Source organism: Pseudoalteromonas aquimarina (assembly GCF_049257255.1).
Lineage (GTDB): Bacteria > Pseudomonadota > Gammaproteobacteria > Enterobacterales > Alteromonadaceae > Pseudoalteromonas.
The window spans coordinates 52686-74396 of record NZ_JBMMUG010000002.1; the positions used below are offsets into that span (position 1 = coordinate 52686).

Annotated in this window: 20 protein-coding genes; 13 read left to right on the top strand and 7 right to left on the bottom strand. The window is 39.9% G+C overall.

Annotation, left to right across the window (positions count from 1 at the left end):
• The first annotated feature begins 40 nt into the window (after positions 1-40).
• The 11 genes from AAEU29_RS05070 (at position 41) to AAEU29_RS05120 (ending at position 10711) form a co-directional block, all read left to right on the top strand.
• Positions 41-817 (top strand): ATP adenylyltransferase family protein, encoded by a 777-nt coding sequence (locus AAEU29_RS05070; RefSeq protein WP_421972344.1) that lies wholly within the window; start codon positions 41-43, stop codon positions 815-817.
• 256 nt (positions 818-1073) lie between these two features.
• The gene (locus tag AAEU29_RS05075) at positions 1074-2522 is read left to right on the top strand and encodes a peptide MFS transporter (RefSeq protein ID WP_421972345.1); all 1449 of its coding nucleotides are present in this window, start codon (positions 1074-1076) and stop codon (positions 2520-2522) included.
• 126 nt (positions 2523-2648) lie between these two features.
• Positions 2649-2852: a hypothetical protein gene (locus AAEU29_RS05080; protein ID WP_421972346.1), complete on the top strand. Its 204-nt coding sequence runs from the start codon at positions 2649-2651 to the stop codon at positions 2850-2852.
• A 559-nt stretch (positions 2853-3411) separates the two neighbouring features.
• The gene (hppD, locus tag AAEU29_RS05085; RefSeq protein ID WP_421972347.1) at positions 3412-4458 is read left to right on the top strand and encodes a 4-hydroxyphenylpyruvate dioxygenase; all 1047 of its coding nucleotides are present in this window, start codon (positions 3412-3414) and stop codon (positions 4456-4458) included.
• A 129-nt stretch (positions 4459-4587) separates the two neighbouring features.
• Entirely contained in the window at positions 4588-5901 is a 1314-nt protein-coding gene (gene fahA, locus AAEU29_RS05090; RefSeq protein ID WP_421972348.1) for a fumarylacetoacetase, read from the top strand.
• Positions 5902-6074: 173 nt separating this feature from the next.
• Complete coding sequence (locus AAEU29_RS05095; protein WP_421972349.1) at positions 6075-7325, top strand: peptidoglycan DD-metalloendopeptidase family protein; 1251 nt, start codon at positions 6075-6077, stop codon at positions 7323-7325.
• On the top strand, positions 7312-7698 hold the full coding sequence (locus AAEU29_RS05100; RefSeq protein WP_274760521.1) for a bactofilin family protein: 387 nt from the start codon (positions 7312-7314) through the stop codon (positions 7696-7698). Before AAEU29_RS05095 ends, AAEU29_RS05100 begins: the two co-directional genes overlap by 14 nt.
• The gene (locus AAEU29_RS05105; RefSeq protein ID WP_421972350.1) at positions 7699-8346 is read left to right on the top strand and encodes a peptidylprolyl isomerase; all 648 of its coding nucleotides are present in this window, start codon (positions 7699-7701) and stop codon (positions 8344-8346) included.
• A gap of 93 nt (positions 8347-8439) precedes the next feature.
• A complete protein-coding gene (locus tag AAEU29_RS05110; RefSeq protein WP_421972351.1) occupies positions 8440-9597 on the top strand; it encodes a multidrug effflux MFS transporter in 1158 nt (385 codons plus the stop codon).
• An 8-nt stretch (positions 9598-9605) separates the two neighbouring features.
• Positions 9606-10241, top strand: a complete 636-nt coding sequence (locus AAEU29_RS05115) for a LysE family translocator (protein ID WP_274760524.1) — start codon at positions 9606-9608, stop codon at positions 10239-10241.
• Between the two features lie 11 nt (positions 10242-10252).
• A complete protein-coding gene (locus AAEU29_RS05120; RefSeq protein ID WP_421972352.1) occupies positions 10253-10711 on the top strand; it encodes a methylglyoxal synthase in 459 nt (152 codons plus the stop codon).
• 3 nt (positions 10712-10714) lie between these two features.
• Here AAEU29_RS05120 and AAEU29_RS05125 read toward each other — a convergent pair whose 3' ends face one another.
• From AAEU29_RS05125 to AAEU29_RS05135, 3 genes are read right to left on the bottom strand one after another with little or no spacing between them, the layout of a single operon-like run.
• Entirely contained in the window at positions 10715-11539 is an 825-nt protein-coding gene (locus AAEU29_RS05125) for a DNA ligase (protein WP_421972353.1), read from the bottom strand.
• Between the two features lie 48 nt (positions 11540-11587).
• Entirely contained in the window at positions 11588-12244 is a 657-nt protein-coding gene (locus tag AAEU29_RS05130) for an HAD family hydrolase (protein WP_421972354.1), read from the bottom strand.
• Entirely contained in the window at positions 12245-12544 is a 300-nt protein-coding gene (locus tag AAEU29_RS05135) for a hypothetical protein (RefSeq protein WP_274760528.1), read from the bottom strand.
• 144 nt (positions 12545-12688) lie between these two features.
• On the opposite strand from AAEU29_RS05135, the gene AAEU29_RS05140 reads away from it, so the two are divergent.
• On the top strand, positions 12689-13558 hold the full coding sequence (locus tag AAEU29_RS05140; protein WP_421972355.1) for a hypothetical protein: 870 nt from the start codon (positions 12689-12691) through the stop codon (positions 13556-13558).
• A gap of 72 nt (positions 13559-13630) precedes the next feature.
• Here AAEU29_RS05140 and AAEU29_RS05145 read toward each other — a convergent pair whose 3' ends face one another.
• From AAEU29_RS05145 to putP, 3 genes are all read right to left on the bottom strand, one after another.
• Positions 13631-15886, bottom strand: a complete 2256-nt coding sequence (locus AAEU29_RS05145) for a TonB-dependent receptor (protein ID WP_421972356.1) — start codon at positions 15884-15886, stop codon at positions 13631-13633.
• Positions 15887-16307: 421 nt separating this feature from the next.
• Complete coding sequence (locus AAEU29_RS05150) at positions 16308-17915, bottom strand: mechanosensitive ion channel family protein (protein WP_421972357.1); 1608 nt, start codon at positions 17913-17915, stop codon at positions 16308-16310.
• A gap of 35 nt (positions 17916-17950) precedes the next feature.
• Positions 17951-19432 carry a sodium/proline symporter PutP gene (gene putP / locus AAEU29_RS05155; protein WP_421972358.1) on the bottom strand — a complete coding sequence of 494 codons (1482 nt, stop codon included), beginning with the start codon at positions 19430-19432 and terminating at the stop codon, positions 17951-17953.
• Between the two features lie 247 nt (positions 19433-19679).
• Here putP and AAEU29_RS05160 point away from each other — a divergent pair, with 247 nt between their 5' ends.
• Positions 19680-20903: an EAL and HDOD domain-containing protein gene (locus AAEU29_RS05160; RefSeq protein ID WP_421972359.1), complete on the top strand. Its 1224-nt coding sequence runs from the start codon at positions 19680-19682 to the stop codon at positions 20901-20903.
• Positions 20904-20965: 62 nt separating this feature from the next.
• On the opposite strand, the gene AAEU29_RS05165 is transcribed toward AAEU29_RS05160, so the two are convergent.
• Complete coding sequence (locus AAEU29_RS05165; RefSeq protein WP_421972800.1) at positions 20966-21709, bottom strand: MlaA family lipoprotein; 744 nt, start codon at positions 21707-21709, stop codon at positions 20966-20968.
• Positions 21710-21711 lie beyond the last annotated feature (2 nt).

Genomic DNA, 21711 nt, shown 5'->3' on the forward strand with positions numbered 1-21711 from the left:
AACTCACTCGTGCTCATTAAGATCAAATATAGGATGTATTATGTATTGGCAAGCAGTTGAACAGCAAATAGAAATCGCATTAAAAACAAAAACGCTCCAGCCACTCACAACACAAAGCCAATCCTTTTTGGATAATAATATTCACTTCACAGTGCATTTGCGTGTTCCTAAAAAAATCGACAAACCTCATCAAAGCACACAAAAGACTAACCCGTTTTTACCCCATGAAGAGGCGATGTTTGTAAAAGACTGCCCACCTTCACATAAACTGCTCTTAAATAAGTTTCCCGTATTAAAACCCCATGCCCTTTTATGTAGTAATGATTTTGTTTCGCAACAAAGTCCACTAACAGAGTCTGATTTTTCGACTTGGCTTGAACATTTAAATTCGCCTTATGATGTCGGCTTTTATAATGCAGGCCCCATTGCTGGTGCCAGCCAAGGACATCGTCATATGCAATTAATTCGCTTAGCACACAGCGAAACTGTACCTGCCATAGCAAAAAAATTGGAAGAAATTAGTTTTGTGCGCTTTGGCCCAATTAATTTAAGGCTGTGTAACGAGTACTACCAACAAGCACTGTCACAATTCGAATTGGATACAAATGAGACTGAAACTGGCGCATATAATTTAATACTGCATAAAGAATTGTTCTGGTTAGTGCCACGTAAAACAGCACATATTGAATCTATTTTCGCAAACGGTTTAAATTTCTGCGGGCATTTTTTAGTGAAAGACGAAGCGCACCTGCATTGGCTAAAGCATTATGGCTTCATTCATTTTTTAAAAGGCTTATGCCTTGATGTGAATAATTAATCGACGAAATTGCATACAAACAGGTCAAATCTGTTAGATAAGGGCTTTTGTTTAAAAAACTCTCTAGGTATACTGGCTGGATGCAGTTTGTATTAATAACCTTATTTTACCCCTCGTTCAGTATGTTTATTAACACAAATCTGTTTACTGGGTAACCGTTACCCAAACACACATATTGGCCGCCCGTTCAAGCCGAAAGGTAGTAACAACAATAATAATATTGGCCATAACAATAATTTGAATTAGGAAGCATACGATGAATTCAGTCCCTAAAGCAGGTGAAATGTTAGGCCACCCGAAAGGTCTATTCCTGCTATTCACTACAGAACTATGGGAGCGCTTTAGCTACTATGCAATGCGCGCTATCTTAGTACTTTATCTAGTAGACCAAGTATATTCTGAAGGCGGTAACGGTATGGGTTGGACCCAAGCCGATGCACTTTCAATGTATGGTACATTTACAGGTCTTGTTTACCTTACCCCACTGATTGGTGGTTGGTTAGCGGATCAATACTTAGGTCAACGTAAAGCAATTTATATCGGTGGCTTCTTAATGGCTGCTGGTCAATTTATTTTAGGTACACCGCACGCATGGGTACCAGGCATGGAAACTGAAGCTTTCTATGTAGGTCTGGGCTTACTAATCCTAGGTAACGGTCTATTTAAGCCAAATATTTCAACCATGGTGGGTGACTTATACGAAGAAGGTGATAATCGTCGTGATGGCGCATTTACTATCTTCTACATGGGTATCAACGTAGGTGCTGCACTTTCTGGTATCGTAGTAGGTTCAGTTGTTGCTCATTATGATGGTAACTACCAAGCTGGCTTTATCTGTGCTGGTATCGGTATGGTACTTTCACTTATTATCCAGTTCTTATTTGCACAAAAATTACTTGGCAACATTGGTACTGTTCCTGCAGCTAAGCTTGAGAAAGAAAAGCAAACCGAAGTACGTAAAGAGCCGCTAACTAAAGTTGAGCGTGACCGTATCAAAGTTATTATGGTGCTAGGTCTTTTCACTGTTGTTTTCTGGGCAGGCTTCGAGCAAGCTGGCGGCCTAATGAACATTTTCACTAACGAATACACTGACCGTACTATCGGCGGTTTCGAAGTACCAACAACTTGGTTCCAATCATTAAATGCGATTTTCATCGTTGTATTTGCGCCTGTAATTGCATCTATTTGGATCCGTTTGGGTAATCGTGAACCAAACTCTCCTGTTAAGTTTGCACTTGGTCTTATCTTATTAGGTATTGGTTTCGTATTTATGATGGGTGCGGTTATGGAAATGGATGGTGACCCTACAAACAAATCAAGCATGTGGTGGTTAGTTGGTGCATACTTCTTCCACACAATGGGTGAATTATGTTTATCACCAATTGGTTTATCAATGGTAACTAAACTTGCTCCACTGCGTATTGCATCATTAATGATGGGTGCTTGGTTCCTATTTATTGCAATTGCTAACAAAGTTGGTGGTATCGTTGGTTCATTTATTGGTCATGGCGAAACAACTCAAGAAGAACAACTTGCAAATGCAATGTCTATCTTTGGCGGTATCTTTATTACTGCAATTGCTTCAGGTGTTCTTCTGTACTTTATGGCGGATAAACTTGTTGATTGGATGCACGGTGCAGAAGACCGTAACCATTCAGAAGAAGAAGTATTAGAGGAAGAGCTGGAAGTGACGGCTTCTCGCTAATACACCTATTTTAAAAAAGGGCTCATAGCTTGCTATGAGCCCTTTTTTTATGTCATGAAGTGTAATTGAAGCTTGGCTATCAGATATGGTATTTTTCACTCTCAATATAATTCTTTTGGGTGATCTGTGAAAATTTCCAAGTTACTGAGTTTATTCTTGATATGTTTGACCCAGAGCGCATGTGGCGGTGGCGAAACTGAAAAAGTATATGTCCCCTACCTTGAGCAAGGCGGTGTTATTAGCCCAACGATGAGTTTAAATGCCAATTTTGATAATGGCTTGATGAACTTGGGTATTACGGTTGGCGCTATTGAAATCAGCTTATGTTAAAACAATCGACACTTAATAAAGATCAAAGTTAAGTCTCTGACTTGCCCAATGACTTTAAGCAAAAATAATGTACTGCTAAACAAGTTAATAATAGAAAGCACAACTCTGACCCAGTAATGATGTCAAAATCTGCCTTAGAATCTAGCGCCTAGTTTCATTTAACTCTAAGAAAAAACTAAGGCATTTATGCCCCTTAAATCATCAACTCTGCGTGTTAATACCTTTTTGTAAATTAACCTGTACAAATTAGCGCATTTTTTGTACTCAACTAGAGTTATGTTATTCGTCTGAATTTTTACCATTTGGTTATTTAAACGGCAAAAATCAAAATTTTGGTATTAAATTTTTACTGCTTCTTGCCAGAAGAATTTACTCATATCTAAAAACACACTCTAATAGTGCATTTTCGTATTTAAAACTTTACAAAATAGCCTGCACAGCAAAAGCGAGCGCCCTCTTTCCCTCAGCTTAATTTTGAATAATTATCTAGCCAAATCGTGTTTAAAGAGTTGGCCACTCGAACGTAATAAGCCATCTCTCACTCTTTAGGGGACTAAAAATGACTACTGCAAATAACCCACTAGGTTTATTAGGTATCGAATTTACTGAGTATGCAACACCAGATGCAGACTATATGGACAAAATCTTTGCTGATTTCGGCTTCTCAAAACTGAAGAAATTTAAAGGTAAAGACATCACTTATTACAACCAGCATGATATTCATTTTTTACTAAACAATGAGCGTGGTGGTTTTTCAGCTGAATTCGCTAAATCTCACGGTCCTGCTATTTGTTCTATGGGCTGGCGTGTTGAAAATGCGCAAAAAGCATTTGATGTAGCAGTTGAGCGCGGTGCAAAACCTGCAACTGATTCAACGCACAAAGACTTACCATACCCAGCAATTTACGGTATCGGTGATAGCTTAATCTATTTCATCGACGTGTTTGGTGACAAAGGTTCAATTTACCAAAATGATTTCGAAGACCTAGCTGAGCAAAATATTGTTGAAGACAAAGGTTTCCTTCGCATTGATCACCTTACTAACAATGTTTACAAAGGCACAATGGAAACTTGGGCTAACTTCTACAAAGACGTATTTGGCTTTGAAGAAGTTCGTTACTTTGACATTAAAGGTCAAAAAACTGCACTTCTTTCATATGCACTAAAATCACCGTGTGGCACATTCTCTATTCCTATCAATGAAGGTAAAGACGATAACAACAACCAAATTGATGAATACTTAGATGAATACAATGGTCCAGGTGTACAGCACTTAGCATTTTTAACAAATGACCTTGTTGGCTCATTAGACAAACTAGACCAAACAAATATCGCAACACTTGATATTGTTGATCACTATTACGACACAATTTTTGACCGTGTTCCTTGGGTTAAAGAAGACAAAGAAAAAATCAAAGAGCACCAAATCTTAGTTGATAGCCAAAGTGAAGACTGCTACTTACTGCAAATTTTCACTAAAAACTTATTTGGTCCAATCTTTATTGAGATGATCCAACGTGTTGATGACGGTGGTTTCGGTGAAGGTAACTTCCAAGCACTGTTTGAATCAATTGAGCGCGACCAAGAGCGTCGTGGTGTTATTTAATTAATACCTAATACAAATAAGCCCAATAAGCAGCATGTAATTTTATATGCTGCTTTTTCCACTTTAAGTCTTTAAAAATAACTGTTGTGTAGCAATATAAGTAAACAGTTAAAAATAAAAGGGTGCATTATGAGCGCAATTAATAAAACACATGACGTAAACCTAAAGAGCTGGGTTGCGTCTGCAAATGTGAGCGGTACCGATTTTCCTATTCAAAATTTACCTTTTGCTGTTTTCCGTAGAGCAAATAGCAATGAAGAATTCCGTGGCGGTGTTGCCATTGGTGATTACGTTCTTGATTTAGACGTTGTCGTTGCATCAGGCGTGTTAACAGGTCTAGCACTTGAAGCAGCCACTGCGGCCAATGCTCCTGCTCTAAACGAGTTTATGGGTATGGGTAAAGCACATTGGTCGGCACTTCGTTTAGCATTAAGCGAAGCCTTAACTGAAGGTTCTGCGCACCAGTCTGCACTTGAATCTGCGCTTGTAGCACAAACTGATGTTGAATACTCACTACCATGTCATATTGGTGATTACACCGATTTTTACACATCTATCTATCATGCAACGGCAGTAGGCAGTTTATTCCGTCCAGATAATCCATTACTACCAAACTACAAGTGGGTTCCAATTGGTTATCATGGTCGTGCATCATCAATTGGTGTGTCAGGCCAAACATTCCCGCGTCCAAAAGGTCAAACAAAAGCACCTGATGCAGATGTACCGTCATTTGGCCCAGCAAAACGCATGGACTACGAATTAGAGCTTGGTATTTACTTAGGCAAAGGCAATGAGCTAGGAGATGCTATTAGTATTACTGATGCAGAAGATCATGTATTTGGTTTTTGTCTCTTCAATGACTGGTCAGCTCGCGATTTACAAGCATGGGAATATCAGCCGCTAGGGCCATTCCTTGCGAAAAACTTTGCATCGACAGTGTCACCTTGGATTGTAACGACTGAAGCACTTGCGCCATACCGTACTCAGTGGCATCGCGATGCTAACGACCCGCAACCACTTGAGTATTTAGAATCAGCACACAACCGTGAAGCAGGTGCATTTGATATTCAGATGGATGTATTACTTGAATCTGAGAAAATGCGTATTGACGGTGTAGCTCCAAGCAAATTATCTGAGTCTAGCTTCAAACACAGCTACTGGACAGTTGCGCAAATGGTTACGCACCACACAGTAAATGGTTGTAACTTTGTACCTGGCGATATGTTAGGTTCAGGCACCCAGTCTGGCCCAGAACATGAAGAAGCCGGTTCAATGCTAGAGCTATCACGTGGTGGCAAAGAAACCATCAAGTTAAGTAACGGCGAAGAGCGTACTTTCTTAGAAGATGGCGACAAAGTGATTATGCGTGGTTGGTGTGAAGCTGACGGCTTTAATCGCATTGGTTTTGGTCGCGTAGAAGGCACTGTGCTACCTGCTAAATAAACCCAAATGCATTTCATGGTGGCAAGCTAATTGCCACCATCACCCCACCCTTTAGTATGAATTACTAAATTTTTCTGGATTTTTCGATACATCTTGGTATCGTGTACCGGTTAACTTGCCTGCTCAAAAAATAATAATTCAAGGCAGTATATTTAACTACATCGGTTGTCATAATGTTAAAAGCACTTTTTCCAAATAAACAGTTATTGATCCGCCAAAATGGTGATGTGAAATACATTACATTACCTAGTTGGTTACAAATAAGCTTATTTGCTGTTGGCTTAACCGTATGTATTGTTGCTGGTGCTGCAAGCTACCAGTATGTTGAACTTCACAAAGTCATCACAGCACAAGATAAGATCATCGAGCAAAAGCAAACTGAGCTTGATGCCCTTCACCTTTCTTATCGAGAAAAACACAGCGAATTGTCCAATCGTATTTCTCAGATTGATGAAAAGTCTCAAATAATGACCAATATGCTTGAGTCATTACCAGAAGCGCAACAAACAGAATTCCAGACAAAGCAAGAAGCCACTAAACAAGAATCATCTAAAGATGACAAAGCTAAGTCTCCAGCGGACACTTTACCAAAACAAGAAAAAATAGCGCTAACTGAAACATCAGAGGCTGAGCCAGTTATCAGCCTATCGGATGACGCCCCTGTTGAGAAAGAAACAGCAAACGGTGACCAGCAAAAGCCGCAAACGACAAAGCCTAATACTGAAAACAAAAAGGCTGAAGAAGAAAGTATCGAAAGCGATATTGAAAAAGAGAATCAACAGTTAGATGCTCACTTTGCAATGCTTTCAGAGATTGTTAATACACGTACAACAAGCTTACTTAAAGCGCTTGATAAAGCGGGTGTAGATAAAGATTTTATAATGCAACTTGAGTTAAATACCAGCGCTCAAGGTGGTCCATTTAACGCCATTGATACCTCGGTACTAACTAAAGAACAGCAAGAATTATTAGATAAAATTGTTACTTTAAACCAACTAAGCAGCAATTTAGCATTATTACCAACCTCACTGCCTGCAAAAGATTTTTATATATCAAGTGCGTACGGGCTTCGTACTGACCCTATCTCTAAACGCCGTGCAATGCACCGAGGTATTGATATGGCGGGTTGGCATAAAACTAAAATCTTCGCACCTGCAAATGGTGTAGTTAAGCGTGCTGGTCGCAATGGCGGCTTTGGCAACTTTATTGAAATAGAACATAAGAATGGATTCGTTACGCGTTACGGCCATTTAGCAAAGGTAAATGTGAAACGCGGGCAGCAGGTACAAAAAGACCAAGTTATCGGGCTAATGGGTAGCTCAGGACGCAGTACAAGCACCCATTTACATTACGAAATTTTACATAACAAAAAGTATATTAACCCGTTAAAACTAACTAAGGCATTTGAGAATGTTCTCCAATAAGAAAAAAAGCCCTTTCCCTTCTATTATCTCCTCAGACGTTGAAATCACCGGGCAAATTAATAACGCAGGTACCATTCAACTTGAAGGTTGTATCAATGGTGAAGTGAATGTTCAAAGTTTAACTATCGGCAGTGATGGCCGTGTTGAAGGCGATATAAACGCCCAAGAAGTGATTGTAAAAGGCACGGTTAAAGGCACAATTAAAGCCAAAAAGGTCGTATTAGAGCAATCTGCAACGGTTGTTGGCGATATCTTCCATGACACTATCAGCATTCAAGAAGGTGCATCAATTCAAGGTTCGATGACACAAACAGCGAAGCCTGCGGCACCTGTTTCAGAAAAAGAAAATAAAAAAGAAAAGAAACCTGCTTAAATGAAAATGTTACGTAATACACTGTTATCCGTTACAACCGCTCTATTTTTATCGGCGTGTTGGTTTCAAGACCCAGCGATTAAACAAGTTGAACAGTTTATCACTGAGCAAAAAATCGACAAACAAGATGAAAAATGGCGCACTAAACTGATCATTCCACCAAAGTTAACATTTGCAGAAGATGCAACATATTACTGGGTTTTACAAACAACCCTTGGTGAAATGAAATTTGAACTGTTTCATAAGACAGCTCCAATGCATGCGTCGAGCACAATTTACTTAACCACGCTTGGTTTTTACGATTCACTTACCTTTCACCGTGTAATCAATGACTTTATGGCACAAGGTGGCGACCCTCTTGGCAATGGTCAGGGTTTTCCTGGTTATCGTTACGCAGGTGAATTTGAGCCTCTCGTACCACATGACCAAAAAGGCCTGTTAAGTATGGCCAATGCAGGCCCTAATACTGACGGCAGCCAATTTTTTATTACCTTTCGCCCAACGCCTCACTTAAATGGCAGACATACTGTGTTTGGTAAACTTGTAAGTGATGAAAAGGTACTTGATTTATTTAATGAAAACGGTAGCCGTGGTGGCAAACCAAAGCAACAATTAGTGATTCAATCTGCCAAAATTATTGTTGAGTAGAAGCCTTTATGCCAAGCCTTAGCTATCGCGCTAGGCTTGGATCTTCCCAGCATAACGTATACAATTCCTGCCCCTGAAAACTGTGTTGTGATTATGCTAAAACTCGCCCTTGTACTGCTTGTAATCTTTTGCCCTTTAGCAATCGATCTTTATTTACCTGCCATGCCGCAGATGGCATCCGAGCTAAATAGCTCAATTACCCATATTCAAACAAGCATCACTGTTTTTATGTTGTGTGTTGGTTTAGCCCAATTAATTTTAGGGCCACTAAGTGATAGCTTTGGCCGCAGAAAAATCGCTATTTTTGGCGTTTTAACGTATTTATTAGGCGCTCTTTGCGCTGCCTTTGCTGAAACAGTGACAGTACTTATATTCGCGCGGATAATTCAAGGCATTGGCGCAGCTGCAACATTTGTAAGTACCTTTGCTCTGGTTCGTGATAACTATAATGCCAATAAAAGCGCGCAAGTAATCTCTTATTTAAATGGTATTGTGTGCTTTATCCCCGCTTTAGCGCCGATTTTAGGTGCATGGTTAACCTTGCAATTTGGCTGGCAAAGTAATTTTTACTTTTTAGCTGGTTTTGCCGTTATAGGCCTTGCCGTGCTGGTATTTGCAATTCCAAAACGCACACCTGAGAGCCACACAGATAAAGCTGAAAAAAGCGTGTCTTACTGGCAAATTTTTACGCACCCAACTTTTCTTTTTAATGCCACTATTTGTATGTTGGCTATGAGTGCAATTTTGGCGTTTGTAGCACAAGCGCCAAACTATTTAATTAATCAACACGGGCTCAGTGAACAGCGTTTTACCTTTTGGTTCAGCATCAATGCCACTGTCAGTATTATTGCCAGTTTTCTTGCTCCACAATTAATTAAACGTGCAACATCACTTGCGCTAATGTGCGGTTTAATATTGATGGTCATGGCTGCAAGTTTAGTGGTGGTGTTTCAGCTAACATTTGCTAATGTAGCTAGCTTTATGTGTGCGATATTTATTGGTTCCGTGGGGTTTTCATTTACCATGGGTGCAGCAGCTGGCAACGCGCTCGCTCCATTTAAACAGCATGCGGGTAAAGCATCAGCATTACTCGGTATGATGCAAATGAGTGGTGCGGGGCTAATTGTTAGTCTAACTCAATATCTGCCACTTGCTATCCCGTATATTATTGCATTACACCTGTTAAGTGTTTTACCGTTTTTAATTAAGTTAAAACAGTTTGAAAACACTCCAATTCCTTCATATAACTAATAAAAATCATGATTAACTTTGAATCTCTTTTATCATTTATTACCCTCAGTTTTTTGTTGGCAGTTTCACCGGGGCCATCTAACGCGTTTTTAATGGCGCAAACGTTTGCAAAAGGCAAAGTCGCAGGAATGCAAACGGCATTTGGTTTTGCCGCGGCGGGGGTTGTTCACACAATACTGGCTGTTGCAGGGCTGAGCGTAATATTAAAAACATCTGAGCTTGCATACCAAGCAGTACTTTGGCTAGGTGCTTTGTATCTTATTTACCTTGGCGTAACCAGTATTATTGATAGTCTACGTCAACCAGAGGTTATTCACTGTGAACTATCAGGTAAAAAAGAAAAGAACATTTTTGTTCAAGCAATGCTTACTGAGATTTTTAATCCGAAAGTTGCCTTATTTTTTCTCGCGTTTATTCCCCAATTTGCTGATAGCACATTAGCTACACCAGTGTGGTTACAGTTACTGATATTTGGCTTGCTCTACCCTATTTTGGCATTTCCTATTGATGTATTTTATGTAAAAAGTGGAAACAAGATTGCAGGCTATTTCAAACATCACCCAAGTGCACAACAATGGATTGACCGTATTGCCGGTGGTATTTTTATTTTATTAGGGTTACGCTTGGTGCTCGAAGTATTTTAAGGTGTTAACAAATGGACCAAATTATCACTGCAATTCCTGCTAAAAAAAGCATCGCATTAGTCGCTCATGATGGTAAAAAAGCAGCCTTAGGCGCTTGGTGTGAAAAGCATAAAAACATTCTTGCAGAGCATAATTTATATGGTACCGGCACTACAGGCCACCTCATTGAGAAAACTACCGGGCTGCAAGTAGAAAAATTATTGAGCGGCCCTATGGGTGGTGATCAACAACTTGGGGCAAAAATCGCCGAACATGAAGTAAATCTGCTGATATTCTTTTGGGATCCTTTAGCCTCTCAGCCTCACGACCCTGACGTGAAAGCACTTTTAAGACTAGCTGCCGTTTGGAACATTCCGGTCGCTTGTAACGAAGCAACAGCTGATATGCTGATAGCCAGTCAGATGATGTCTGAGCAAATAAATCGCACAATTCCAGATTATCATAACTACCTTGCTAATCGATTGGACTAAGTTTTACTCTTCTTTTCTTTGACGCAAAAATCTCGCAAATCGTGGTTTACCATATTTGGTAAACCCGTTGTAGCGATAAGTAACTCTACTGCCAATAGCAGGAGGTGTACTTCTCAGTTCATCAGAAAGACCACTTCCGAGTTTTATTTTTTCACCATTTTCAAGCTCAATAATTAAAGCACCAACGAGCCCTTTATACTTTCCTTTACCCGCGCTATAGCCAACAACTAAACCTTCGGCATCCTGATGTGGCTTATATTTCAGTAAATTAGCGCTTCTTCCTGCGCTAAACAGGGCATTTTTTGCATGCAGCATTACACCCTCTGCGCCTTCATCTAATCGTGTTTGATAAAATTGCGCTAATTGGTCATCTGTTGAAAATTGAAATTGCTCGATGGCAACCAGATATGCTGATTTGCTCTCGCTGATGATTGAACGGTAGTTTTGATATCGTTTTATAAAAGGATTTGAAGTGTCTGGCATATCAAATACAAAGAATTTTATATTCTGCCATGCCTCTTGATTTGCCTTGTGATCTAACACTGTACTGGCTATAAATTCAAAATCGTTATGTTTGCTCCAAAGCTCGCCATCAAGCCAAGTATCTGGCCAATGCTCAGTAAACCAACTCGGAGCATTAATTTGCTTACCATTACGTGTTACAAGCTGTTTGTTACGCCAAATTGCTCTTACCCCATCTAGTTTTTCACTGACCAAGTAATTAGCGACACTTTGCTGCTGGTAACTGTTTGCCAGTTGAACTTCCATTGCAAAGACAATGCGATAACAGCAACATAAAGAAAAGAATATAAGGGATTTGAGAGCCATCATTTCCTCCTTGAAATCTTACTGGCTCTTATAAGTGTATCGGATTATTTAAAGTTTGCTGGCAATAAGCGCCTTAACGGCCGTTAAATCGTTGCAGCATTCGTCTACATGAGAAAAATCGGCAGAGATACTGTATTTGTTAGGAACCACCACAGTAAATAAACCAGCAGCTTTAGCGCTCGTTGAGCCTGTCACCGTATCTTCAATAGCAAGGCCTGTTTCAGCTGTTAAAGCAAAATGAGTAATGGCTGATAAATAAGGCTCAGGATGTGGTTTTGGCAATTCAACATCATCACGGGTAAAAATCACATCAAAAAACGGTGTTAAGTTATGCCCTGATAAAATTGCAGAAGCTTCGGCTTTTGCACTACCTGTTACTAATGCCAATTTTAAGCCTTGATTTTTACACCATGTGAGTAAGTCTTTTGCACCTGCCAATAAATCGGGTAACTGTGATTTCGAAATATCAGAAAAAACCACATGCTTAAGATTGGCAAGTGCACTTGGGGCAATGTCTAAGCCATGTTCACGAACAATTACTTTGGCCGCTTCTAGTGTTGGTTTGCCTGCAAATTGCTGGCAAAATTCATCTTCACTAAACATTAGGCCAAACTCACTAAGCACTTTGTTCCAGCTCACTGCATGTAAGTGCTCTGAATCAACCAAAGTGCCGTCTAAGTCAAAATAAATTGCTCGCAAAGACATTTAGTTTTGCTCTTGTAATGATTCTGGAACAGGCGATGATGCTAAATCACCACTTTCTACTTCCACTAATTCATAACCACGGGCTAACCTTTTTACTGTCAGCACTGGTTTTTCTAACGCTTGTTTTTGGCGTTCAATATCTTGCGCTAAGCCTTCAAGAGTTGTACCGAATGACCCCTCAGCAGTTTCAGACCAATTTACTGCTTTACCATTAATGTTATATTCAACAACATGTACTTGAAATAATGTACCTTCATCACTTGGACATTCAATTACACGATAATTCCAAAACGCAGACATAGCTTTCTCCTCTGTATAAGCGCGCAGACTTTAGCATATTTAAAATAAATATAAAGTAGTCGAAAACTGGCTATCGACAAAACTTGCATAATTATTCTTAAGCTGGTTGTATAGTGCATAACTAAGCAGTTTTGTGTGTGGAATATGTGGTTGCAAAGATTTTTAGTATTGCTTTTTTCAGTTGTAAGCTTCGTCGTAAAAAGCGAAGTCAATGTACCAAACCTTATCAGTGTCCCGGTTTTAATTGCAGAAGATGTTAAACTTCACCTAGAGCGTTTAAGCAAACAAACCAATATTCTTACCCTTAACGATTTTTCAAATTTACCGCAAGGGCGTGACTTAGTTGATGTCATCTTACTTAATCAGGCGCTTCATCTTGGTAAATGCCATTGCCGTTTAGAGTATTTCGACAATTCTGTATATGGTCGTAATATCGATCTTCTCAATAGTGGTAAATTTGCTATGAGCGCTGATACCTTATGGTTATCTGACATAAATGCCCATCCAGAATCATTGCTTGCCAGCAAAGCAGTTATCAATAAAGGTGACTACGATGTTGGTTTATACACCTCTAAAAACAATGACAAGGCACTTAAAGCACAAACCACCGATGATATTTCAAGACTGACTGCAATTTCAAATCGTTTTTGGACAGCAGACTGGCACACAATTAATCAGTTAAAACCTAACAAATTGGCTCATATAGAATCGTTTCCAAATATGAAAAGATTGGTGAAAAGTGAGATTGCAGATTTCACCTTGCTCCACTTTAGGGTGAATGAAAATGATTTAAGCTATGAAGAGATGTTGCCAATTCCAAATATAAAAGCTGTGTTATGGGATAGTCGCCACTATGCAATTTCGACCCACTTTCCAAACCATCAACGTATCGCCAAAGCGATTAACGCTGGGTTAAAACAGTTACACCAACAAAATAAAATTGAAACAGCCTATCAATCTGTTGGCATAAACCATCCGCTCACAGCAAATTGGAAAGTACTAAATGCAAATTGAGCTAAAAGTCTATTTAGCTTAAAAACAAAAGCCCATCAAATGATGGGCTTTTTATATTCTTGCAAAGTATTATTAGAAGAATTTTGCTTTAAGCTCGATGCCTACAAAGCGACCTTCATTCACAATACCTGTGTTGTTATTGAAATCAACACCGCCAATCACAACGCGCTCGTCAGTTAAGTTACGTGCAAACGCTGCAATTTCATATTCGTTGTCACCAGACGCCCAGTTATAACCTGTACGTAAGCCGCCTTCGAATAATGCTTCACCTGTAAACTCAACCGAGTGGTAAAGGAAGAAATCGATTTCACTGCGGTATGACCAATCAGTGTATGCGAAGAATTCACCATCGCCGATTTCTTTGCTGTAACGTAACGTGAAGTTAGCAATCCACTCTGGCGCATGTGGTAAGCTGTTCCCATCGATGCTGTAGCCTTTGCCTTCAACCATAGGATCTGTGATTGTACAGCCGAAACAACCTGGTAGATATAATGTCTCGTCATCAAGCTCAGTGTTGTTGTAACTTAAGTTAAATGTTGCAAAGAAGTTGTCTGCAAGTACCCACTCAGAGTCCATTTCAAAGCCGTAGCCAGTTGTTTTATCAGCATTTAATAAACGGTTGAAGTTAGAGTCACCACCTACCGCTGTTAATTGCTGATCGTCCATCTGATAGTAGAATACCGTCATGTTTAAACGGCCACGGCCATCTAATACATCTGACTTAATACCCGCTTCAATAGAGTTAATTGTTTCAGATTCAGCAACTGTTACTTCATTACCAAATAAGATACGACCCTGAATACTTGGTGCACGGAAGCTGTTTGCAGCACGAGCAAATAAGTTAACATCATCTGTTAATTTATAAGTTGCAGATAGGTCCCATGAAACGTGTTCGTCACTTGGGTTTGCTGTGCCCATTGCAGTACCTGAACCGAATGGACCTTGAATACGCTCAGCAACAAAGTCTTTATCATCATCTGAATAACGAAGACCAGCTGTTACTTTTAAATCGTCGCTAACAGTGTAATCAACAGAGCCGAATAATGCCCATGCTTTCGTTTGCTGGTTCTGTACCGCATAACCGTTTTGTACACCATTTGCTAACGTATCGTAGCTGAAGCTCTCGATTGTTAAATCTTCATCAAAGTAGAACACACCTACTTGGTAGTTTACATCGCCGCTAAAGTTACTTGATAGGCGAAGTTCTTGCGTGATTTGGTCATGATCAGGAATAGCATCCGCACTTTCTGCTGAAAACGGAATAAAACCATGGCCAGTTTCCATGCCACAGAAACCACAACCGTAACCACCATCTACGTCAGCACGAGAATAAATTTCTGCGCTGTCCCAAGCTGAAATGCTTGTGATTGTATGATCGTTTAAGTCCCACTCAAGTTTTAAGCTAACGCCCTGTGTTTCAACTTGTTGCGTTGCATTTTTCGCTGCATCGTGATGAACAACATCATCTTTCCAACCTGCGCGAATTTTGTTTGAGCCCACATCCATTAGGTTGCCGTAGAAAACAATTGGCTCACCATCAAGGTCGCGGTAGCGTAGGTTTAAAAGACCAGTGAAGTCGTTACCTTCATAAAGGAACTGAACACGTGCTGCTTTTTCGCTGTAACCACCTAAAACATCTTTTTGTTCAGCACCAGGTGCTACTGTATCGATGTAGTTATCTTTTTCTTGCCAAAGGGTCGAAACACGCATTGAGATGTTATCAGTAAGGCCTGTACCTACAGCACCTTCAAAATCCATTGCGCCACGCGTACCGTAAGAAAGTGATGTATATGCATCAAATTCCTGTGAAGGCTTTACTGAGTCAAACTTTACAAGACCAGCAGGCGTGTTACGTCCAAACAGCGTACCTTGCGGACCACGAAGTACTTCGATACGTTCGATATCAAAAACAGGGAAACCTTTTAAAATTGGGTTCTCTTGTACAACGTCGTCTACTACTAACGATACAGGCTGAGATGCGTTTAAATCGAAGTCAGTGTTACCTAAACCACGCACATAAAAACGTGGGAAAGTACGACCAAATGAAGACTCAACTGATAAACTTGGAATTTTCGCATTCATAAAACGAATATCCATACCAGCAGAGCTGTACGCATCTAGGTTATCACCTTGAAGGGCTGATACAGCTACAGGAATTTCCTGAGCATTTTCAACACGCTTACGTGCAGTTACTTGGATTACTTCTAGTTGAGATGACGCAGCACCTGCTTCTTCGTCTTGTGCAAATGCTGCACCTGATACAACTAAAGAAGAAAATAGTGAGCCTTGAATTAATTTAGCTAGCTTGGACTTTTGTAGATATTTCATGGTGGTTTAAAACCTTGTGCACTCAAAATAAAACGTTTGATTTGACCTACTTTGTTGTCATCCGTAGTGTCAAAATCATGCTTGTATCCTTTTAAAGTGAATGGCGAAGTTCAACTTTTCACGTTAAAACGCGGACCCTTCAATACGAGTACTTAATACTGCGGGTTGAACAGCGCCGCAACAGCCAACCCAGCGGTTAACATGTTGTTTACACCCTTATCCATTTGCGGCAAAAATAATACAAATCGCCACCTTTTCAAAAGGACATATGCCCTTGAAAAGTTTCAGTAGATCGAATATGAAATATAGCCTAAGTGATCTTTTTTTCATCTTTTAGCAGCAAAATAGCAAAAAAAGTCTAAAAAACTATATTTAAAGAAAGGACAAATGGCCGCAACCAAGTTACAAACAGTTTACATTATTAAGCTTGTAACAATTCGGGAGCAGCCAATTTTAGTTTATGTTGATGTAATAAATTCATGATTTCGAAGTGAAGTGCATCACTTACTTGCAGATAGGTTTCAAAATCTGTGGTTGTAATATAAGACAATACATACAACTCAACAGCAAATGGGCTAAAACCCTTAAAATAAACACGGCAAGGGCTTTCATCAATTAATTCATGCTGTTCGAGCAGCACTTTGAGAGCGGCATTAAACTCTGTTAATTGTTCATTCGACTCAGGCATTTCAAGCAATAAATTCGGTCTAAATGCCATTTTTTCACGCTCGGAAAAATTCTCAATCTCCATATCGATAAACTTAGCATTGGCAATATACACTACCGTACGCTCAATGGTACGAACACGTGTTGCACGAAGGCCTATTTCCTCTACCGTGCCTACAAATTTACCGATACGACATAAGTTACCTACTTTTACCGGCGTGGACGAATATAAGGTAATCGCACCTATTAGATTTTCAACAGACTTTTGTGCCGCTAAAGCAACGGCCAAACCACCAATACCTAAACCAGCCATAATGGTCGTTGCACTAAAACCTAAGTTTTCCAACCAAATTAATATAGCCGCTATTACCAGCAAGGTTTTTAAAACATTGGCCGCAGGGCGTAGTAAATATGTAGCGTGTTTTTTACCTTGAGCAATCAGCTTTTCAGATAACTTACTTTTAGATAATTCAACAACTCGCCATAAAAACCACAGCCAAGCTAAAATCAAAATGGTGGAAGCTTCAGCAACTGCTTTCACTGCAAAGGTGACATTAGATGAGTCAGAAAAGTTACGGGTTAAAATCGTAGCCGTTAAAAAGCTAAGAGGGCCGTACAAGAAATTGAGGTAATAAGCTAATTTTAAATTTGCTAATTGCGCTATTTTGCTTATTAACCAATAAGCTAGGCACACCGCAACGATATAAATAGCAAACATTACGGCAAAATAAAGCCATTGCCAAAGCATCACACCCATAAAACGATAATTAGGCAGATGCATTGATAACCATTCGCCTATTTCGCTGTAGCCATAATACTTATCTAACAGGGGTACTTTCGCGACCGTTGCATTTGAAATTTTCCAAATGCGTTTATTATCGCTACTTGGAACACGCTGTAATAAAACTGGCACTGTGCCTTCAGGTGTATCAATCGTGCCCACTAAATCACGATAATCAGGTACATTTTCCGGTAATTTCCCGAGTAAATCAGCTGAAAGACCATCAATATCAATCCACAGCGCTCTGTCCAAACTGACATGGAGTTGGCGGGCTATTTCGGCTTTTTGATCGTCAGCCACTGTAAACGGCAAATTTCTAAAATCAAGGTAGTCCGAAGCACTTTGGTAGTCCAACTGACGAGCTGCAGTTAAGAATCCTTGCATACTGGTGCGTGGCGTTTCGCGCCCAAGAGTATCCCAACCTACAAATGCATTTAACTCTTTTGTTGGTTGTACTTGTTGCCCTGCTTCTTCTTGCTCAAGTAAATCCTTTACTGTTACTTCGTTTTTTGGCTCTGCAATTGCAGAGCCAATAAACATCATTAAACAAATAAGCACACAACGCCACATCACACTTTTCATGCCCAATAATCCTTCAAACTTGTTGCTGTTTTATACTAGCTATTACGTACCCGATTAAACAGTGCTATTTGCTCTTCGCTTGGTTCACTTGATAGTTTACTGACAACTACAATTGCAATACTCGCAATAACAAAACCTGGAACAATTTCATACATTAAACTGCTTAAACTCTCACCGTTTACAGTGATTGGCAAGTAAATCCAAAGCAATACAGTCGCTGCTCCTGAGATAATCCCAGCAAGAGCACCTTGCTTTGTCATGCGAGACCAATAAAGGCTGAGAATCACAACAGGTCCAAATGCCGCACCAAAACCTGCCCAAGCGTTACTCACTAAGCTTAAAATAGAACTGTCTCGGTCATATGCAAGGAAAATAGCTAGTAAAGCAACAACTAATACCGAAATACGTCCAACCAATACTAACGTTGCTTGAGAGGCTTGCTGGTTAAAAAATGCTTTATAAATGTCTTCTGTTAATGAGCTTGATGTTACTAATAATTGCGATGAAATCGTACTCATAATTGCAGCTAAAATTGCAGCCAATAAAAAGCCAGCAATCAATGGGTGAAACAATACTTGTGATAGTAAAATAAAGATGGTTTCAGCGTCTTTTAATTCGGTGCCCGTTTGATTCACATAGACAACACCAACAAAGCCAGTAGCTAACGCACCAATCAATGAAACAATCATCCAGCTCATGCCGATACGTCTGGCAATTGGTAAGTCTTTAACTGAGCGAATCGCCATAAAGCGTACAATAATATGTGGTTGACCAAAATAACCTAAGCCCCATGCCATTGCAGAAATCACACCTAACACAGATACTCCAGATAGAAAGCTCAATAAAGTTGGATTTAGCTGCTCGACTGTTGTCACCGCATTTGATAATCCACCAACTTCAGTAAGCACCACTAGCGGCACCAGCACAAGTGCCAAAAACATAATACAGCCTTGAACAAAATCGGTCAGGCTTACCGCTAAAAAGCCACCAAACAATGTATAAACCACAACTACGCCTGCTGTGACATACAAACCTAACTCATAGCTCATACCAAAGCTTGATTCAAACAGCTTGCCGCCAGCCACAACACCTGATGATGTATATAATGTAAAGAAAACAATAATTACCAAGGATGAAATTACACGCAAAATGCGTTTATCATCATTAAAACGGTTTTCAAAAAAGTCCGGTAAGGTAATCGAATCGTTGGCAAGCTCGGTATAGCTGCGAAGGCGCGGCGCTACAATTAAATAGTTAAGGTAAGCACCAATAATTAAACCAATGCCAATCCAGGCACTGCTTAAACCCGATAAATACATTGCGCCAGGTAGGCCCATCAGCATCCAGCCACTCATATCAGATGCGCCTGCAGATAAAGCAGTAACACTTGGACTTAGATTACGCCCTCCAAGCATATAACCTGATACATCGCTGGTCGATTTTTTATAGGCATAAAAGCCTATGCCCAACATGACTACAAAATATAGCCCTAACGAAAAAATGGTGCCAAACTCCAAAGTAACTCTCCCACATACCCAACTTGGTACTTTATTCGCATTTTCTCAATGAATGCGAGATGTCATAATATTTCACTATATCAAAACATTACTTTGATTTGTTTATTTCTTGCGATAAAAGCAATTGGTAGTGCGTCAAATTAATTCACCTACGAAAAAATAACCAAAAGTAGGTGAAATACACACTCAATTATCCTATATTCAGATCATAAAAAAACACAAGACAACACACAGGACCTCTGCTTTTATGTATTTTTATGCAGCGAGACAGCCTATCTTAAACCGTAATAAAGAATTAATTGGCTATGAGCTACTCTTTAGAGACAGTTTAGAAAATGTTTTTCCTAATATTAATGAAGACGAAGCAACTTCGCGCCTTATTGAAGGAAGCCAGCTAAGCCTTGGGCTAGAAGATATGACGGGAGATAAACCCGCATTTATCAACTTTACGCTTGAAACATTAGTTAAGGGTTATGCAAAAACCTTAGGCACCAAAGAAGTTGTTGTCGAAATTTTAGAGACCGTGCAACCTGGTAAACGTTTACTAGCTGCAGTAAAAGAATTAAAAGAAATGGGCTATACCATTGCTCTTGATGACTATAAACATGCACCTGTTTGGCGTCACTTTTATCCTTTTGTCGACATCATTAAAATTGACTGGCTCGATACTTCAATTGAGCAAATCAAAGAAATTATCGAACAAACTAAAGACTTCCCAAGTATTCAATTTCTTGCAGAAAAAGTAGAAACGCCAGAGCAATTTGAACAAGCGATGGAACTTGGTTTTCACTACTTCCAAGGCTTCTTCTTTGCTAAGCCAGAAGTTGTGCAAAGCCGTGCTTTAGCGCCTAACGAAATGACGCTTGCAGAGCTACTTTATCAAACATCAAGCCCTGAAATGGACTTAAAGAAAGTGACAGAAGTTTTTGAGCGCGATGTAAATTTATCATACAAGCTTCTGCGTTATTCAAACTCAGCAGCCTTTAAACGCCGCGCTGAAATAAGCACCATCAAGCAAGCACTGGTTGTTTTGGGTGTTGAAGAATTAAAACGCTTTTTATCAGTACTATTCACAGCACAAGTTGCCTCGGACAAGCCACCTGAGTTAATGCGTTTATGTTTAACCAGAGCAAAGTTTGCTGAACTACTTTCAGAGCAAGCAGGCCAATATCAAGAATCATCAAAGGCATTCTTAACCGGCATGCTATCGCTTATCGACGGTATTCTAGATCAGTCAATGGAGTCTATTTTAGAAAAGCTTCCGCTGTCTGAAGAGATTAAGCTCGCAATTCTAAAACGTGAAGGACGTCTTGCCGAGTACTTAGGCTTAGTAGAAGCCTATGAGAAAGCAAAATGGAATGAAGCAAATGACATTCAAGCGCAGCTAAAGCTCAACGCTGATGAAATTCCAACGGCTTACCACGACGCTCTGCAGTGGGCAAATATCCAAATGGATGCGATGAGTAAATAATTAAATTACTTTTCAATAAAAAAACCGACGTTAACGTCGGTTTTTTTATATCAAAGTTTAAACTATAAGTTTTCAAAAAAGTCATCATTCGCAGTTTCTTCTTGCGTCTTTTCTTTTTGAGGTAACGGTGGGTTACCATCATATAGCTCGTAAAGCTGACGCTGCAAATAAATGTCTTTCATAAATAAATACGGGTCGAGTGACTCGTTTAATAATGCCTCTTGCGGGATAAGTGATGCACGCGCTTCTAACACCTTAATTACCCACTTACCAATGGTCACGGGCGTACCGAGCGTTAAACTCGGTAACACAAAGGCATCTACCATATCACCTGACATATTTCGCACCGTGCTTGGACCATAAGCCGGGAACATTAAGTATGCACCATTGCCTGCCCCCCAAACACCTAAGGTTTGGCCAAAGTCTTCTGTTTCTTCTACCAAACCAATTTCTGAGGCAACATCAAAAATTCCAAACAGACCTACTGTTGAGTTCACCAAAAAACGCGCAACATTCACACCTGAATTAGACACCTTGCCTTGTAATAAGGAGTTTGTCGCATCAATAGGTGCATCAAGGTTGTTGGTTGCATTAACTAAACCATTACGAACAGGTTGCGGCGTAATTTTGCTATAACCGACTGCAACAGGCCTTAACACATATGCATCAAGCACATCCATATTAAAATCATAAATTGGTCTGTTGATTGACTGCAGTGGGTCACGTGCGTCTTCCTTTTCAGGCGGCACCTGTGCACACCCTGTTAGCAGTAGGCAACCCCATACCACTATCAAGGTGATGATCATTT

Excerpts from the sequence above, each read along its gene's own strand:
- AAEU29_RS05070 (WP_421972344.1), top strand. The coding sequence starts at position 41 with ATGTATTGGCAAGCAGTTGAACAGCAAATAGAAATCGCATTAAAAACA.
- AAEU29_RS05075 (WP_421972345.1), top strand. The coding sequence starts at position 1,074 with ATGAATTCAGTCCCTAAAGCAGGTGAAATGTTAGGCCACCCGAAAGGT.
- hppD (WP_421972347.1), top strand. The coding sequence starts at position 3,412 with ATGACTACTGCAAATAACCCACTAGGTTTATTAGGTATCGAATTTACT.
- fahA (WP_421972348.1), top strand. The coding sequence starts at position 4,588 with ATGAGCGCAATTAATAAAACACATGACGTAAACCTAAAGAGCTGGGTT.
- AAEU29_RS05095 (WP_421972349.1), top strand. The coding sequence starts at position 6,075 with ATGTTAAAAGCACTTTTTCCAAATAAACAGTTATTGATCCGCCAAAAT.
- AAEU29_RS05100 (WP_274760521.1), top strand. The coding sequence starts at position 7,312 with ATGTTCTCCAATAAGAAAAAAAGCCCTTTCCCTTCTATTATCTCCTCA.
- AAEU29_RS05105 (WP_421972350.1), top strand. The coding sequence starts at position 7,699 with ATGAAAATGTTACGTAATACACTGTTATCCGTTACAACCGCTCTATTT.
- AAEU29_RS05110 (WP_421972351.1), top strand. The coding sequence starts at position 8,440 with ATGCTAAAACTCGCCCTTGTACTGCTTGTAATCTTTTGCCCTTTAGCA.
- AAEU29_RS05115 (WP_274760524.1), top strand. The coding sequence starts at position 9,606 with ATGATTAACTTTGAATCTCTTTTATCATTTATTACCCTCAGTTTTTTG.
- AAEU29_RS05120 (WP_421972352.1), top strand. The coding sequence starts at position 10,253 with ATGGACCAAATTATCACTGCAATTCCTGCTAAAAAAAGCATCGCATTA.
- AAEU29_RS05125 (WP_421972353.1), bottom strand. The coding sequence starts at position 11,539 with ATGGCTCTCAAATCCCTTATATTCTTTTCTTTATGTTGCTGTTATCGC.
- AAEU29_RS05130 (WP_421972354.1), bottom strand. The coding sequence starts at position 12,244 with ATGTCTTTGCGAGCAATTTATTTTGACTTAGACGGCACTTTGGTTGAT.
- AAEU29_RS05135 (WP_274760528.1), bottom strand. The coding sequence starts at position 12,544 with ATGTCTGCGTTTTGGAATTATCGTGTAATTGAATGTCCAAGTGATGAA.
- AAEU29_RS05140 (WP_421972355.1), top strand. The coding sequence starts at position 12,689 with ATGTGGTTGCAAAGATTTTTAGTATTGCTTTTTTCAGTTGTAAGCTTC.
- AAEU29_RS05145 (WP_421972356.1), bottom strand. The coding sequence starts at position 15,886 with ATGAAATATCTACAAAAGTCCAAGCTAGCTAAATTAATTCAAGGCTCA.
- AAEU29_RS05150 (WP_421972357.1), bottom strand. The coding sequence starts at position 17,915 with ATGAAAAGTGTGATGTGGCGTTGTGTGCTTATTTGTTTAATGATGTTT.
- AAEU29_RS05160 (WP_421972359.1), top strand. The coding sequence starts at position 19,680 with ATGTATTTTTATGCAGCGAGACAGCCTATCTTAAACCGTAATAAAGAA.
- AAEU29_RS05165 (WP_421972800.1), bottom strand. The coding sequence starts at position 21,709 with ATGATCATCACCTTGATAGTGGTATGGGGTTGCCTACTGCTAACAGGG.